The following is a 16,566-nucleotide window of genomic DNA, read 5'->3' on the forward strand; positions in this document are numbered from 1 at the left end:
CATGCCAGAATTTATATTTGCCTATCATGGCGGTGCCATGCCCGAGACACCAGAGGAAGGGGCCAAAGCCATGGCCGCATGGGAGGCCTGGATGAAAGGCCTTGGTGACAAGATGGTGAACCCGGGAAATCCGGTTGGCATGTCCAAGACGGTCAGTGCCAAGGGTGTCGAAGACAATGGCGGTTCAAACCCGCTGTCCGGGTTCACCATCGTAAGGGCGGCGGATATCGACGAGGCCTGCAAAATGGCGGCTGGATGTCCAATGGTTGCGGATGGAACCGGGACCGCAGAGGTCGCGCCAATCGTCGAAATGTAACCCAAAACGGACCCACGTTTACATCAGGCCTGCCGCCGGTTTGATCATGCCTGTCTGAATGCCACGGCAGTTTGTGATCGGTGCGTTCATGCGCTTGAGTGCTGCAGGGTGATTGGCATCCAGCGCGCCCAATCTGACCAGCAGGGCGGTGATCGCACATTCAGCGGCGCGAGTGGTGCCGCAGGCGGCCTTGAGGGCGATGCCAAGTTTCCGGTCTGGCAGAATGGCGGTGAAATACCCTTCGGCCCCTGTTTTCAGGGCAACTTTGCCGTCCATGGCGCGCATCAGTTCGGTGCAGGCGCGGGTTTCGCCAGCGACCAGTTCGGGGTGCAGGCGCATCGCCTGATGCAGCCGTGCTTCGGCTGACCCTTCGGGTGCCGCTGCGAAATGGGCCATGGCGCGGGCCATTCCGTGCAGGGTGCTGGCGTGGTTAGGGGCAGAACAGCCGTCGATGCCGTAGCCGGGTGAGGTTTCTCGCGTCACGGTTTCGAACGCGTCGAGACAGGCGCGTTGCACGGGGTGTTTCATGTCAACATAGTCTGCATCGCCCCCAAGGTGCTGATTGAGGGTCAGAAACCCGGCGTGTTTGCCCGAACAATTGTTGTGGATTTGGCAAGGGCTTTCGTCTGATTTGATCAGGGCCACGTCTGCCGCGCGGGAATACGGAATATGAGCACCGCAGCGGAAATCATCATCCCCCAGACCCAGCGTCTTGAGCCAGATACCGACACGGTCCGTGTGGATCTTGTCCCCCTGATGTGACGCGCAGGCCAGGGCCAGTTGTTCTGTGCCAAGACCGACTTTATCTGCGGTACCGGAAGTGATCAGGGGCAGCGCCTGAATCATCTTTGAGGACGATCGTGGCAGGACCACCGCATCAGGATTTCCCCATGCGTCAACGATTTGACCGGTGTCATCACAGATGACCGCATGCCCGGAATGAACGCTTTCAAGGAAGGGGCCGCGCCAGATTTCGGTGAAAGGGGCAGGATTGACCATGAATTGTTCCTTCTATTGCGCTTTTTGTGGGCGAAAATTTGCCAATCAGGCTTTCGCTGGTCGCGTGTTTGACGTTATTATGATTGTTGTCGGAAAGAATACAGGCACTTGCAAGAGAACAGCCATGATAAGGGTTGCCGACGGGTGTTTGGGACAAAGATTGAGGTTAAGGACGGCTGGAGGCTGTAAAAGATGGGAATTTTGAGATCGCTGGGGTTGGCAACAGGTGTTGCCGCGCTTTTGGCAAGCGGCGTTTCGGCGCAGGAACAGAGTAACAACAGAGTCGCAGCAAAGACCGATTGGAGCGTTTTTGTCGAGGACAATCCGACGGAATGCTGGGGTGTTTCGACGCCCAAGGAAACTGTGAACTCACGCGATGGGCGCGTGGTTGCGGTGAACCGGGGTCAGACGTTGTTGATGGTATTTTACCGTCCCTCGGCCGGTGCCAAAGGCCAGGTGGCCTTTACCGGCGGCTATCCTTTTGCGTCCGGGTCGACCGTCAACATGAACATCTCAGGCAACACGTTTGAATTGTTCACCGAAGGGGAATGGGCATGGCCCGCGACCACCGAGGACGACAACAAGATCATCACAGCGATGAAGCGCGGTTCTGATGCAGTTCTGACGGGCCGGTCCGGTCGGGGCACACAGACCAAGGACAGCTTTTCCTTGCTGGGGTTCACAGCAGCTGTGGAAGACGCGGCCAAACGCTGCGGCGGCTAATCCTTTTTTGAAAACCTCGCAAAGCAGCCCTGCACTTGCGGGGCTGTTTGCTTTTGATTTGGTGGCCAGTCCCTATATAGAGGCACATCGCTGCTCGTTGGAGAATCGCTTATGTCTGCGCCCATAACCCAAGACGTTCACACCATACCGCGCAAATTGCCGGAGGGGCCTGCGAACCTTGTCGGGATGACCCGCGATGCGATGCGCGATGCGTTGATCGCGATGGGCACGCCGGAAAAGCAGGCCAAGATGCGGGTCGGCCAAATCTGGCAATGGATCTATCAATGGGGCGTGCGCGATTTCGAGTCCATGACCAACCTGTCCAAGGCGTTCCGGGCCGAACTGGCAGAGAACTTTGTCATTGCCGTACCCGAAGTCGTGACCAAACAAGTGAGCGAGGACGGCACGCGCAAGTATCTGGTGCAGATCGCGGGCGGTCACGAGGTTGAGGTTGTCTATATCCCCGAAGACGGGCGTGGCACACTTTGTGTCTCAAGTCAGGTGGGTTGTACGCTGACCTGTTCGTTCTGTCATACCGGCACCCAAAAATTGGTCCGTAACCTGACAGCGGCAGAAATCATTGGTCAGGTGATGGTGGTACGGGACGATCTGGATGAATGGCCCCAAACGGGCACCCGGACCTATGAGGCGCGGTTGCTGTCCAACATCGTGCTGATGGGCATGGGCGAGCCGCTTTATAATTTTGAAAATGTGCGCGATGCGATGAAAATCGCGATGGACCCTGAGGGCATACAATTGTCGCGCCGCCGGATCACACTCAGCACATCTGGCGTGGTGCCAGAGATTGCGCGCACGGCTCAGGAGATCGGCTGCCAGTTGGCTGTGTCGTTTCATGCAACAACGGACGAGGTTCGCGATACGCTGGTGCCGATCAACAAGCGCTGGAATATTGCGGAACTGCTGAACGCCCTGCGCGAGTACCCCAAAGTCAGCAATTCGGAACGGATCACATTTGAATATGTCATGCTGGATGGCGTGAACGACAGCGATGCGGATGCGCACCGGCTGGTCGATCTGATTCGTGGGATTCCAGCCAAGATCAACCTGATCCCGTTCAACGAATGGCCCGGCGCGCCCTATAAGCGGTCGTCGAACAACCGCATCCGGGCATTTTCGGAAATTATCTACAAAGCGGGTTATGCCAGCCCGGTCCGCAAGCCACGCGGCGAGGACATCATGGCGGCCTGTGGTCAGCTGAAATCAGCCACAGAGCGTGCACGCAAATCACGCAAGCAGATTGAGGCAGAGGCAGGGGTGACCCGGTAAGCCGTGACGCCTGAAATCTACATTGTTGCGGCGGACCTGCCCGGAAGCCTGTTCATCATGCCCTGCCCGAATGGGTATAACCTGCATGGCGACATCGAGGCGTATCAGGCCCAAGGGGTTGATACAGTGGTATCCATGCTGGTGCCCAAAGAGGCAGAGATGTTGGGGCTTGCGGAGGAAAGTGTTGCCTGTGCCGACGCGGGCCTTGCGTTCATATCGTCGCCCATCAAGGATTTTGGCCTGCCCGACATCAAGGTTTTTGATCCACTGGTCCGGCGCATTGGGGATATGCTGCTGGATGGCAGGCACGTTGCGGTGCATTGCCGTGCTGGCATCGGCCGTTCTGGCATGGTGACGGCGGCAACGCTCGTTGCGCTCGGCAGTGATAGCGGGCTGGCAATAAAGAAGATTGCCCGTGCAAGGGGTGCCTTGATTCCTGATACGATGGAACAGGGCAGGTTCATCGCAGAATATGAACAACGCATCAGACCATGACATCAGGTAGTATCAAACAGAGCGTACACTCTGAAACTCTGAAGTGCTGCGCAATCTGAGATTTCGTAGATTTGAGTTCGGACTGTCAAACCATTTCCCGATGCGAAAACAAGTACAAACCCAACGGCTGATTGGCAGGTTTCCAGAGGCTATAGGCGAGAAGGGATCAACGTCGCCCTACGCTCGCAACAGAACGTTCAGTGATTTGTACAAAACGTCAACGTGAGCGTCCCCACTGGGTGTCTGATTTGCACTGTAACGATCCGGCGCATCCATGCATTTGGTCCCTGAACTATGGTCCATTGATGTAAAATCTCCGAAGTACCCTTGCAGAGACGTGATTTGCGCTTTCAATACTGCGATACGCGTGTCGGGACATTCACATGAAGCTGGTGATCTACAATATTCAATATGGCTTTGGCGCAGATGGACGCTATGACCTGAGTCGCATCGCAAATGTTATTGACGGCGCTGACATTATCGCTTTGCAGGAGGTTGAGCGGAACTGGGAGCGCACAGGCTTTGACGATCAGCCGGAAATTCTGTCCAAGCTTTTGCCAGATTACCACTACGTCTATGGCCCTGCATTTGACATGGATGCCAGCACAGTTGGCCAAGGACGTGTGATCAACCGACGCCGGCAATTTGGAACAATGATACTATCGCGGACGCCAATTGTCTGGTCCCGCCTTCATCTGCTGCCAATGCGCCGCGTCCTTAACCCGCTCAATACTCAAAACGCGGCACTGGAATGTATGATCCGAACCCCTTGGGGGCCGATCCGGGTCTTGTCAGTTCACCTTGCCCATATTGGTGTGGAAGAACGGCTTGATCAAATTGAATTTCTGTTGGAACGCCACCGCCGCATCCCGTTTGAGGGTGGTCCCTGGAGTGGTGTTGACGATGAACCCCACAGGAATTGGACGCAGGGTAAAGCCGAGCCGGATTGCCCTTTGGCCGCCATTTGGATGGGCGATTTCAATTCAGAGCCGGGCAGTGCGGAATATCGCCGCATCATCGGCGACGCACCATATCATGCAAACGTGGCGTATCATGATGGTTTCGTTGATGCCGCGATTGCTGCAGGTCACCCAGCGCGGGCGCTTCATACGCATGTCAAAGAGATCGGCGGAAAGCTTCAAAAACGGCAACTGGATCACTGTTTTGTCGGCGGAATGCTGGCCTCGCGCGTACAAAGCGTGCGGGTCGATAACGATCAGATCGCATCGGACCATCACCCGATGTTTGTCGAACTGGATTTACGTTAACAATTTGATTCGCGGCCTTGGACCGTCTCGGCGGACGGTTCCAATGCGATGGCTGATGCGTGCGTGCAACGACAAGGGGGCCCCGTGCACCCAGGCCCCCGATGCAATCATCCTTTGTGGTGGACCTCTTGCAAGCCATAGACCGGCGTGTCGATGCCTTCCATCCGCGCCTTGATTTGCAGGGACAGGAACTGCGAATAGTGGCGCGACTGGTGCAGGTTGCCGCCATGGAACCATAGCGCCTCTTGCTGGGTCGGCTTCCACATATTGCGCTGTTCGCCTTCCCACGGACCTGGATCCTTTGGCGTGTCAGAACCAAGACCCCAGCATTTGCCGACCTTATCTGCGGTCTCTTTATCAACGATGTCAGCGACCCAACCATTCATCGAGCCATAGCCCGTGGCATAGACGATCACATCGGCTTCCAGCTTTGTGTCGTCATCAAGGATCACACCATCTTCGACAACCTCGGTGACCTGCCCGTGGGCAAGTTTTATCTTACCGTCGATGATCAGCTGGCTGGCACCCACATCAATGTAATAGCCCGAGCCGCGGCGCAGATATTTCATGAACAGCCCGGAGCCATCCGAGCCCCAATCAAGCTGGAACCCTGCCTTTTCCAGCCCTGCATAGAAATCGGCATCCACCTCTTTGATCTTGTCATAGACTGGGATCTGGAACTCGTGGAGGATTGCATAAGGCAACGAGGCAAAAATCATATCTGCCTTGTTGGTGGTCATGCCAGAGGCCACCGCACGTTCCGAATAGAGATCGCCGATGCCAATCTCCATCAGTGGTTCAGAGCGCACGATATGGGTCGTCGAACGCTGCACCATGGTGACATCCACATCGTTTTCCCACAGCGCCGCGCAGATGTCGTGGGCGGAATTGTTCGAGCCGATGACCACTGCCTTTTTGCCCTTGTAAGCGTCCGGGCCTGGGTGCTGGGACGAATGGTGCTGGTCACCCTTGAAGGTGTCCTTACCCGGCAGTTCGGGCATGTTGGCCTTGGCGGACATGCCGGTGGCAAAGATAAGCTGCTTGGGCTTGAGGATAACCTTTTTGCCGTCGCGGTTGACGGTGACGGTCCATTCCTTTTTGGCCTCGTCAAAGCTGGCGCTCTCGCAGGTGGTGCGCGTCCAGTAATTGAGCTCCATGATCTTTGTATACATCTCAAGCCAGTCGCCAAGCTTGTCCTTAGGCGCGAACACCGGCCAGTTGGGCGGGAAGGGCAGGTAGGGCAGATGGTCATACCACACGGGATCATGCAGGCAGAGAGACTTGTAACGGTTGCGCCAGCTGTCGCCGGGGCGGTCGTTCTTTTCGATGATGATCGTGGGAACGCCAAGCTGGCGCAGTCGCGCGCCAAGCGCGATCCCGCCCTGACCGCCGCCGATGATGACGGTATAGGGCTGGGTTTTGTAGCCAAGCTCTGCGGTTTCTTTTTCGCGCTCTTCCTTCCAGGTGGGGCGGTGCTTGCCAGCGCCGTGTTTGGCCCCCATGGGGCGGTCCATGCCAAGCGGTTCTTCGTGACCCTTGAGTTCGACCATCGACGTCAGCAGCGTCCAGATCAGCCCGTCACGCAGGCGGATCAATCCGTACCCGCGCGCCACGGCGGTCTCAAAGCTGATCCAGGCCGTGGTAATGCCGCCATCCTCAGTGGCGACTTCTCCATCGGCGATACGCCAGCCCTCAGGTTCAACAGCGGACAATTGCGACGTCAGCATATCGGCAATCGCCTCTTTGCCCTCTAGTGTTTTGATATTCCAGGTAAAGGTCACCAGATCGCGCCAATAGCAATCATCTGTAAAAAGATTTGCTGCAGCCGCGGCATCGCCTGCGATCATCGCCTCATTAAGCGCTCCAAGAACCTGTTCCACCTGGGCGTTTGCATTGGTATCAAGCATCTTATCCTCCCGATCTCACTATTCAATTATGTTGCGGATACGTCTTAAATTTTCAGCGATCCTAAGCGGCGGTGTTGGATTTTGGCAAGCTTGGTGCCAAATATCTTGTCTTATCGCTCGGGATTTGAATGTCCTGGCCCCTACCACACCTCTGCGTTTTTGACTTTCTGAACGGTTCCGGTGACGGAGAAGCGGTCGCGTCTATGCGTCGCTCGCCGGTGCTTTGACCCGGAAAACCGCCAGATAAAGTGCTGGCACAAAGACCAGAGTGATCACTGTGCCGGCGATGATACCCCCCATCATCGCATAGGCCATCGGCCCCCAGAAAATCTGTCGCGAGATCGGGATCAGCGCAAGACTGGCGGCAGCGGCAGTCAACAGGATTGGTCGGGCCCGACTGTCCGACGCCTCGAACACCGCATCCCACTGGCTGCGCCCGGCGCGGCACAGCTCTTCGATCTCATGCACCAGAATGATCGAATTGCGGATCAGGATGCCGACAAGCGCCAACACCCCCAGGATCGCCACAAAGCCCAACGGCGCACCAGACGGCACCAACGCGGCCACCACACCGATGAGGCCCAAAGGTGCCACACAAAGCACAACAAACGTCAGGCGAAATCCCTGCATCTGCACCATGATCAGCGACAGCATGATCAGCATCATCAATGGCACCACGTCGGCTATCGGGCCCTGACTGTCGGCACTGGATTCAACCGTGCCGCCCACCACAACACTGTAACCAAAGGGCAGGGCAGCGCGAAAATCGGCGATCTTGTCGGCCAGATCGTTTGCAATGGTGTCCGGCTGATCATCGGTGGCAATGGCGGCCTTGACGGTAATCGTTGGCATCCGGTCACGTTGATGGATCACGGGTTGTTCAGTGCCAAAATCAAAGGTGGCAACGGCACGTAGCGGGATCACCGCGCCGTCGGTTGCGTTCAATTGCAAGTTCGCGAGCGCCTCTACCGATGTGCGGTCGTCGGGCGCGCCACGCGCCACAATATCCACAAGGTATGTGGCATCGCGCAGCTGCGTGATCTGGGTGCCATCATAGATCGCATTCAAAGCGCCCGCGATGTCGGTGGTGGAAATGCCCAGTTGTCGCGCCTTGTCTTGTAGGATGTTGACCCGGATCACCCGCGCCGGTTCGTTCCAGTCCATCACAATGCTGGTCAGCCGGTCATCTGTGGCCATCAGCGCGGCAAGGTCGCGCGCGGTATCGCGCACCACGTCGGTGTCCGGTCCGCTCAGCCGGTATTGCACCGGACGTCCCACCGGCGGCCCGATCTCAAGCAACTTTACGTAGATGTCGGTCCCGGGAAATTCCTGTGCGGCAATCTCTCTGAGTTGGGTGCGCAGGGCATCGCGGTCCTGAACTGAGGGGGTTTGAATAACGATCTGTCCGGTATTGGCCCCGGGTGTCAGAACATTGAACGACAGCAAGAACCGTGGCGCACCACGCCCGACGTAGGAAGACCAGAACAGCACATGGTTATTGCCTTCCAGATGGCGCTCCATGCGGTCCATTTGCGTTTGCGTGGCGGTGATGGAGGCGTTTTGCGGCAAGGTGAAATCCACCAGCAACTCGGGACGGTCAGAGTTGGGAAAGAATTGGTTCTCGACAAAACGCATCCCCCAGATGGCCCCGCCAAAGACCACGACGGTGGCCATGATGGTCAGCCAGCGAAAACGCATGGCGCTGTGTAGAATGCGGTGAAATCCACGGCGCAGACGGCCCGGCCCGGCATCGTGCGCTTTCATCTTGGCAGGCAGCAGCGTGACCCCTAAAAGCGGCGCAAAAAGCACCGCGACGATCCAGGAGATCAGCAGCGACACGGCAATCACCACAAAGAGCGAAAACGTGAATTCCCCCGCTGCCGATGTGTTCAGCCCGATCGGAATAAAACCCGCGACAGTGATCAGCGTGCCGGTCAGCATCGGTGCCGCGATCGAGGTCCACGCATAGGACGCGGCGCGTGTCAGTGTTTCGCCCTTTTCAAGCTGGGCGATCATCGTTTCAATCGCGATCATCGCGTCATCGACCAAAAGGCCCAGCGCAATGATCAGCGCCCCAAGCGATATCCGTTGCAGGGTGATGCCGTAGTAGTCGAGGATCACAAATGTAATCGCCAGCACCAAGGGAATGGTGATGGTCACAACCAGACCCGCCCGTACGCCCAGACTGATGAAGCTGACCGCAAGCACGATCAGCACCGCCTCGATAAGCGCCTGTATGAAATGGCCCACCGCCTCGTCCACCACGTGGGGTTGGTCGGCGACCTGGTGGATGGTGATCCCGATCGGCATATCGGCCTGCGCCAGTGTCATCACCGCCGTCAGCTCGGCACCAAAATCGATGATATTGGCCCCTTTGCGCATCCCTACTGACAGGCCCATGGCTTCGGTGCCGTTATAGCGGAACATGGTCGAGGGCGGATCGACATACCCGCGCTTGATGTCGGCCACATCCGTCAAACGAAAGAACCGCTCACCCACACGCAGATTGATGTCTTCAAGGCTTTCGGTGCCCTCAAACTGGCCGCCAACCCGCACAAGGACCTGTTCATCACCGGCGTCGATGACCCCCGATGGAATAATTGCATTCTGCGCTGACAGGGTGTTCAGCACGGCCTGTTGGTTCAGCCCAAGTGCCGCCAGTCGCTCGGTCGAAAACTCAAGATAAATAGTCTCTTCCCGAAAGCCAAAAATCTCGACCTTGCCGGCATCATCCAGCGCCTGAACGGCGCGCCGCACACGTTCGACGTAATCGCGCATTTCCCGTGGGGAATAGCCGTCGAAGGTGAAGGCATAGATATTGCCAAAAACGTCGCCAAAGTTGTCATTGAACTGAAAACCCGCAAATTCCTGTGGAAACTCGCCCCTGATGTCGCCCATATAATTGCGCACGGTCTGCCAGATACGGGGCAATTGATCGGCCTTTGTTGTGGGCAGCAGTTCGACATAGACAATCGCAAGCCCCGGCCCGGTGACGGACCGGGTGTAATCCAGCGATTCCAGATCTTCGAGCTTTTTCTCAATCCGGTCAGTGACTTGCCGCAATGTTTCCGTCGTGGAGGCCCCGGGCAGGGCGGCCTGAATGATCATCGTCTTGATCGAGAAATCAGGATCTTCCTCGCGCCCGATATTCACATAGGAAAGTGTCCCGGCCACCAAAGAAATGATCATTAGAAACCAAACGAATGACCGGTGCTTGAGTGCCCAGTCGGACAGGTTGAACGATTTCATGGCAATGCGACCTGCGGGCCAACGACTTGCCCGTCCTTCAACGAATGTATGCCTTTCAGCACGACTTCATCCCCGACCTTGAGGCCCTGCGCGACGCGGATGCGGCCGCCGAAATCCTCGCCCAGTGTTACGGGGCGGGCGTGGACGGTGTTGGTGCTGCGGTCCACAACCCAGATGTGCGGTGCTGTTTCAGGGGTCAAAATCGCGCTGCGTGGCAGGCTCAGCACGCCATCGGCCTGTGCGTCGGGCGTCACAACTGCCAATGCCCCCAGTCTGAAACCTTCGGCGGCGGACTGATCCAGCGACAAGTGCAGGCGGCGGGTGCGGGTGCTGCGTTCGGCAACCGGATCAATTCGCGTCAGCACAGCGGTGGCAGTCATGTCGGGGATCGCGATCAGTTCAGCCGTAAAAGGCGCGCCGATGTCAAAGTTCGCCACATCCTGCTCACTCAGGTCGATCACGACCTCACGGCCAAGGGACCCGGCCAGCGTCACAATCACTTCGCCTGCTGCCAGCGTCGCCCCGGCTTCGGCATGCACGCTGGTGATCACGCCGTCCTGCGGGGCGCGCAGCGCGGCGTAATTGCGGATTTCACGCGCACTGGCAAGCGAGGCAAGCGCCTGATCATGGCGTGCCTGTGCAGCGGTCAATGCGCGGTCGGTATCTTCGAGGCGGGTGGCAGCATCGACGCCACGGCCGGCCAGTTGCTTGGCCCGGTTTTGTGCATCGGTTGCAGATCGCAGATTGGCCATCGCGACAGCGACACCTGCCTCGGCGGCGCGCACATCGGCGTCGAAATCTTCGGGGTCAAGCTGCGCAAGCAGATCACCACCGGTGACAATATCGCCGGTATCCACCAGCCGCGCGGCAAGTGTGCCATGCACAGGAAACCCCAGATCGATCTCGGTCTTGGCAGCAACAACCCCGACAAAGCTGGCGCGGGCCGACGCCGACAGGCTGACAATATCCGAGATGACCGGGCGCGGCGTGTCGATTTGAGGCAGGCCTTTTGGCCCGCCCGTATTTTCGGCAGCCCCAAGCGGCAGAGCGGTTACAAGCAGGACGGGCGCGAGCAGCAGCAATTTCACTTTGTGGGCTCCTGATAGGTGACAGTCCGGCCCGGATAGAGCAATTGCGCCCCGTCGGTGACGACCACAGCGCCTTCCTCCAGTCCGTTTTTCAAAATCATGCGGGCTGTCTCGAAACGGTCAATATCGATCTGCTGTAGCGAGACACTGCGCGTTTGAGGATTGACCACCCAGACGGCGGGCCCGTCCTTGGTGGCTGACATCGCGGTAAAGGGCAGGGCGATCCGGTCATCGACCTGCAGCCGCACCGTGCCGCGCACGGCATCGCCATAGCTGGCACCCGCCGGGGCATCCTGCACGCTCACAGTCACCTCAACCGTGCCTGTCGAGGCATCGACCAGCGGCGAGACCTCTCGCACTGTTCCGAAAAAGCCAGCGTCGGGGGTATCGAGCAGATCAAGCTGGATCGTCTCAGAATGTGTTTCGCTCGTTAACAATGCTTCCGGCACGTCAAATATCGCATCAAGGTCGGTTCCAAGCGCCAGTTTGACAACGGGTTGTGCCGCGCCCAGAACCTGACCCGGTTCGCCCATCCGGTCCGTGACTTCGGCGGCGGCAGGAGCCAGCAAAACGGTATCGTCCAGTGCCTTGCGCGCCTGATCGAAGTTAGCCTGCGCCTGTGCCAGAACCCCTTCGGAAATGGTCAGCGCATCTTCGGCCGCATCGCGGGCGATGCGGGTTGTGGCACCGCGTTCGATCAGTGCATTCTGGCGCACAAGGTCTGCCTGAGCCTGACGGAAATCAGCCTGCGCCGTTGCAACACCTGCCTCAGCAGCACGCAGCGTCTGTTCCTGCCGCACCGATTCCATTCGCGCCAACACCGCCCCGGCGGCGACCTTGTCGCCCTGTTCAACATTGACGCTGGCAAGCCGACCGCCTGCAGGAAATGATGCGGTCAGCGTGTTGCGGGCCACGATTTCGCCAACCAGTGCATTAACGCGCTCATCTGCCACATTTTGCGCGACCACGACGTTCACGGTCAGCGGAGTCTCAGCGTAGACGGGCAGGGAAAAGATGAGGCTGGCAAATAACGTCCGTCCGGAAATCATCATAAACCTCATCGGGAAATTGATCGGAACAGTAAAGGGCCACAAGGCGGCAATCGCAAGAGCCCGGCGGAATGTGACGGGTTGTTCAATGGAACGCAATCTAAACTAATCGGTTCACTTTGGCCAGATGCTTTCTGAGCCGTGCACTTCAGGCACGCCTGATACGGTTGTATCACCACCACATCACAGTGTCAGTTTCAAACCCATTTTGCCGTCGCTCATGCCAAGGGTCATCTGAATTGTGCCGGTTGGGTTGATAGCCGGGCGGAAATAATGGCCGGTTCGAACTTGCCTTACATGCTTCGGCAAATTTATCAATCTGGCCCTTTGGCTTAATCGCTAGACATACCGCCGGATTCTCGCGAACATGTGATTCTCGCGAGGAAAAATGATCTGGCGCGTAATTCTGTCTGCCAGCAGCCCGCGCATCGGGTCTGTCATAAGCAGGCTGCCAAATAGAGGAAGAACCATGAAACTTTCACGTCGTATCTTTATGAGTGGCGTCGCTGCAGCACCACTGCTGCATCTGACCACCTTGCCCGTCTTTGCCGCAGAGCGGGTCTTTTTCGGCATCGCAACAGGCGGCACCGGTGGCACCTATTATCCTTTGGGTGGCATGCTGGCGCAGCTGATCTCGAACACGGCGGAAATTCCAGATACCAAACTGTCGGCCACCGCCGAGACCGGTAATGCATCTGTCGCTAACGCGCAGCTTCTTGGTCGAGCCGAGATCGAATCTGCCTTTGTCGCGGCGGATATTCTGGACGCTGCCTACAAGGGCGTGAACCAGTTCGAGGGAGAAAAGGCCGAGAGCATCCGCGCCATCGGCGCACTTTATCCCGAGACGGTTCAGCTTGTTGTGCGCGCAGATTCAGGGATCGAGACATTCGCGGACCTCAAGGGCAAGACCATCTCTTCCGGCTCTCCGGGGTCCGGCCAATGGCAGTTGCTGGGTGACCTGATGATCGCGCACGGCATGACCCGCGAAGACGTCACCGAAGACTTTTCGTCGTTCTCGCAGTCGGTGGACAAGATCAAGGACGGCAACCTAGACGCCTCTCTGATCACCGCAGGTTCGCCAACGTCGTCGGTCACTGATCTGGCCAACGGTCATGAAATCCGCATCGTGCCTTTGAATGGGCCCGCGATTGCCAAATTGCAGGAAACTCAGCCGTATTACGCGAATGCGATCCTTGCGGGCGGCACTTACAAAGGTCAGGATAACGATGTTGAAACGCTCGCCGTGCGGGCGATCTGGGCAACCCATGCGGACGTGCCGGACGACATCATCTATGCGGTGACCAAGGCGCTCTACGAGAACACTGAAACCTTGGGTAACGTGCATCCAAAGGGCAAGGAAATCTCGCTTGAAAAGGCGTTGGAAAGCGTGTCGGTGCCGCTGCATCCGGGGGCCGAGAAATATTATATGGAGAAAGGCATCAAGTGATGTCGACACATGGCACTTTTAGTGCCTTTGGGGTGGCCTTTTGGGCCATCCTAACCTTGCCTGACGCGGCCCGTTCGGCCCCCTCTTTGTGCCTGAACAGCCATAGTTCGAACGAGATAGTGAAGGCCTTTCCGCTTGATCCCGGCGGGACCTTTGCATTGGGGTTCATCCATTCTGTCTCGCGCACACCTGTTGTGGATACCTATGAGATCGTCGCGGGGCAAATCATCCAGACGGCGGAAATATTCAACGCGCACGGCGCTGGCCTGCCGTCCACGACAAATGAGATGCACGCAACCGGATGGCGACACGAGAACGGCCAATTCATCCTTGACCTTGCACGTCCCATCGGTGCGATGATCGTGCGGGTCCAACCCGAATACGAAAATACCCTGCATATCAATGGCCAATCTATTGTGCTTGCATCACTGGGTCATGTCACCCTTCGGATCGCGGCCTGTGAACCATCGGAGTAATCATGTCTGACACAACGCATACCGCAGCTCCTGATGATCGCGAACTGACACCCGATGAAATCGAAGCGCTGGTGCGTGAATACGATTCAGAATCGAATTTTCGCGACCTCAAAGGGGCGGTTGCCTGGCTAGTGACGATCGCTTGCGTCACGCTGTCACTCTTTCATGTCTACACCGCTGGTTTTGGTCTGCTGAACGAAGTCACGCACCGCACCATCCACCTGACTTTTGTGATGGGGCTGGTGTTTCTGGTCTTTCCACGCCGCCGCGCCGAACCGACGCGCCGCCTGTGGATTGACAGCGCGATTTTCGGGACCTTCTACCTCTACATTATTTACGATCTGGTGAGGGCGTTGCCACCCACCGCGCTCACCTATGCGTTTGCCGCTGCTATGGTGTTGTTGACCGTGCTGACCCTGCCCATCAAGGGGCGCGGGTTGCCGGGCAGTAAGGTCGCGTTGCGGGACTGGCTTTTTGCCATCCTCGGTGCCGGTTTCTCGCTTTATCTTGTGGTCTTCTTTCGCGATGTGTTCATTGAAAATGTGGGGTCACCGCGCCCGCAGGAATACATGATGGGCTTTATCGCCATCGTCATGACACTTGAGGCGACGCGGCGCACCATGGGGCCAACGCTTGCCTTCATCGGCGTGTTCTGCATCGTTTATGCCATGTTTGGCCCCTATATGCCCGGCATCATGGGCCACCGTGGCTACAACATCCTGCGCATCATCAACCATCTTTATGTCGGTACCGAAGGCATCTATGGCGTCGCCGTCGGTGTTGTGGCGACTTACGTTTTCCATTTCGTGCTGTTCGGCATTCTTGCCCAGATGAGCGGTCTGGGCCAACTTTTCATCGATCTTGCCACAATCGTGGCGGGGCGCGCATCGGGCGGCAGTGCCAAGGTGTCTGTGGTGTCTTCGGGCTTTTTCGGCATGATCTCTGGCTCTCCGATCGCCAATACGGTGACGACAGGGGCGTTCACAATTCCACTGATGAAGAAATCCGGATTTACGCCCCGTTTCGCAGGTGCCATCGAAGCGTCGGCATCCTGCGGCGGGCAGGTTACGCCCCCGATCATGGGGGCCTCGGCCTTTGTGATGACCGAAATGCTGGGCGTGCCGTATAACGAGATCATCCTGATCGCCATCATCCCCGCCGCATTTCATTATCTGGCGATCATGTTGATGGTCCATCTTGAAGCCAAGCGCCTTGGCCTGGCTGGATTGTCCGCCGACAAAATTCCTCAATTCAAGGCAGTGTTGCGCAAATCATGGCATTTATTCTTGCCATTGGGTGTCATGGTGGCGTTGCTGTTGATGCAATACACACCGTTTTTGGCGGCCTTCTGGGGTATCATCCTTACAATCGTATTTTCCTATGTGCCGCTGCTGATGCGGGCGTTTGGCAATACGTCGATGGATCTGGACAGCGTGCTGACCCCACCGCGACTTGTGCGCGGGTTTGAGGATGGTGCGAAATTCGCGCTTGCCATCGGGGCCGCCTGCGCGTGCGTCGGCTTTCTTCTTGGGATCACCACACTGACTGGACTGGGGTTCAAATTCTCAGCGGCTGTGGTTGAACTGGCCTATGATCTGGCGGGCTTCATGACCGCGATAGATTTTACAGGACTGTTGAATGAAAAAAGCATGGCGCTGTTCTTTGGTCTCGTATTCGTCGCAATCGCCTGCATCATCATGGGCGCGGGTATCCCAACGACACCGACTTACATCATCCTTGCCTCTATCGCGGCCCCCGCGCTGATGGAATTCGATATCCCGCTCATCGCCACGCATTTCTTTGTGTTTTACTTCGGCGTTCTGGCCGATGTGACACCGCCGGTTGCACTTGCCGCCTATGCCGCGGCTGGCCTTGCGCGCTCTGACCCGATGCAGACCGGCATGACGGCATTTCGACTGTCTATGGGCAAGGCGTTGGTGCCGTTCATGTTCATTTACGCACCCAGCTTGCTGTTCGTGGACTTTTCGCTCATCGAATTTGTTGCCGCTTTGATCAGTGGGATTGTCTGCATTATTGCGCTTTCTGCCGCCTATATCGGCTATTTCAAAGCACCTCTGAACGTGCTGGACAAAGCTGCACTGACCATGGGGGGACTGCTGCTAATCTCGACCTCGTGGCTGGCAATGGCAATCGGCAGTGCGCTGGTCCTGGCGATCCTTCTGCGCAACACCCAAAAGGAGATGCCAGCGCTGAGTTGACGGGATAGATGCAGATCCTCAAGAGCTGAACAGGAGCGACCAG

The 16,566-nt window shown here is 57.4% G+C and carries 13 protein-coding genes; 8 read left to right on the top strand and 5 right to left on the bottom strand.

Annotation, left to right across the window (positions count from 1 at the left end):
• Window position 1: 1 nt before the first annotated feature.
• Window positions 2-316, top strand: a complete 315-nt coding sequence (locus tag ACEWL3_RS01075; protein WP_386177190.1) for a YciI family protein — start codon at window positions 2-4, stop codon at window positions 314-316.
• An 18-nt stretch (window positions 317-334) separates the two neighbouring features.
• Here the strand turns inward: ACEWL3_RS01075 and ACEWL3_RS01080 are convergent, their stop codons facing one another.
• Window positions 335-1,315 (bottom strand): asparaginase, encoded by a 981-nt coding sequence (locus ACEWL3_RS01080; RefSeq protein WP_386177191.1) that lies wholly within the window; start codon window positions 1,313-1,315, stop codon window positions 335-337.
• 192 nt (window positions 1,316-1,507) lie between these two features.
• Between ACEWL3_RS01080 and ACEWL3_RS01085 the strand changes: the two genes are divergently transcribed.
• The 4 genes from ACEWL3_RS01085 to ACEWL3_RS01100 all read left to right on the top strand — a co-directional run bounded on the left by ACEWL3_RS01085 (window position 1,508) and on the right by ACEWL3_RS01100 (window position 5,088).
• Complete coding sequence (locus ACEWL3_RS01085; protein WP_386177192.1) at window positions 1,508-2,038, top strand: invasion associated locus B family protein; 531 nt, start codon at window positions 1,508-1,510, stop codon at window positions 2,036-2,038.
• A 111-nt stretch (window positions 2,039-2,149) separates the two neighbouring features.
• On the top strand, window positions 2,150-3,325 hold the full coding sequence (gene rlmN / locus ACEWL3_RS01090; RefSeq protein WP_386177193.1) for a dual-specificity RNA methyltransferase RlmN: 1,176 nt from the start codon (window positions 2,150-2,152) through the stop codon (window positions 3,323-3,325).
• Window positions 3,326-3,328: 3 nt separating this feature from the next.
• Complete coding sequence (locus tag ACEWL3_RS01095; protein ID WP_386177194.1) at window positions 3,329-3,820, top strand: protein-tyrosine phosphatase family protein; 492 nt, start codon at window positions 3,329-3,331, stop codon at window positions 3,818-3,820.
• 383 nt (window positions 3,821-4,203) lie between these two features.
• A complete protein-coding gene (locus ACEWL3_RS01100; RefSeq protein ID WP_386177195.1) occupies window positions 4,204-5,088 on the top strand; it encodes an endonuclease/exonuclease/phosphatase family protein in 885 nt (294 codons plus the stop codon).
• A gap of 107 nt (window positions 5,089-5,195) precedes the next feature.
• Here the strand turns inward: ACEWL3_RS01100 and ACEWL3_RS01105 are convergent, their stop codons facing one another.
• The 4 genes from ACEWL3_RS01105 to ACEWL3_RS01120 all read right to left on the bottom strand — a co-directional run bounded on the left by ACEWL3_RS01105 (window position 5,196) and on the right by ACEWL3_RS01120 (window position 12,384).
• Entirely contained in the window at window positions 5,196-6,995 is a 1,800-nt protein-coding gene (locus ACEWL3_RS01105; protein WP_386177196.1) for an NAD(P)/FAD-dependent oxidoreductase, read from the bottom strand.
• Between the two features lie 201 nt (window positions 6,996-7,196).
• Window positions 7,197-10,244, bottom strand: coding sequence for an efflux RND transporter permease subunit (locus tag ACEWL3_RS01110; RefSeq protein WP_386177197.1), 3,048 nt, complete (start codon window positions 10,242-10,244; stop codon window positions 7,197-7,199).
• Window positions 10,241-11,332, bottom strand: coding sequence for an efflux RND transporter periplasmic adaptor subunit (locus ACEWL3_RS01115; protein ID WP_386177198.1), 1,092 nt, complete (start codon window positions 11,330-11,332; stop codon window positions 10,241-10,243). Before ACEWL3_RS01115 ends, ACEWL3_RS01110 begins: the two co-directional genes overlap by 4 nt.
• Window positions 11,329-12,384 (bottom strand): efflux RND transporter periplasmic adaptor subunit, encoded by a 1,056-nt coding sequence (locus ACEWL3_RS01120; protein ID WP_386177199.1) that lies wholly within the window; start codon window positions 12,382-12,384, stop codon window positions 11,329-11,331. The genes ACEWL3_RS01115 and ACEWL3_RS01120 overlap by 4 nt, the downstream gene beginning before the upstream one ends.
• A 466-nt stretch (window positions 12,385-12,850) precedes the next feature.
• Between ACEWL3_RS01120 and ACEWL3_RS01125 the strand changes: the two genes are divergently transcribed.
• The 3 genes from ACEWL3_RS01125 to ACEWL3_RS01135 are packed head-to-tail and all read left to right on the top strand — an operon-like array spanning window position 12,851 to window position 16,523.
• Window positions 12,851-13,828 carry a TAXI family TRAP transporter solute-binding subunit gene (locus ACEWL3_RS01125; RefSeq protein ID WP_386177200.1) on the top strand — a complete coding sequence of 326 codons (978 nt, stop codon included), beginning with the start codon at window positions 12,851-12,853 and terminating at the stop codon, window positions 13,826-13,828.
• Complete coding sequence (locus ACEWL3_RS01130; RefSeq protein WP_386177201.1) at window positions 13,828-14,304, top strand: DUF1850 domain-containing protein; 477 nt, start codon at window positions 13,828-13,830, stop codon at window positions 14,302-14,304. Before ACEWL3_RS01125 ends, ACEWL3_RS01130 begins: the two co-directional genes overlap by 1 nt.
• 2 nt (window positions 14,305-14,306) lie before the next feature.
• The gene (locus ACEWL3_RS01135; RefSeq protein WP_386177202.1) at window positions 14,307-16,523 is read left to right on the top strand and encodes a TRAP transporter permease; all 2,217 of its coding nucleotides are present in this window, start codon (window positions 14,307-14,309) and stop codon (window positions 16,521-16,523) included.
• Window positions 16,524-16,566: the final 43 nt, after the last annotated feature.

It is taken from the genome of Sulfitobacter sediminivivens (assembly GCF_042611115.2).
Classification (GTDB): domain Bacteria; phylum Pseudomonadota; class Alphaproteobacteria; order Rhodobacterales; family Rhodobacteraceae; genus Sulfitobacter; species Sulfitobacter sediminivivens.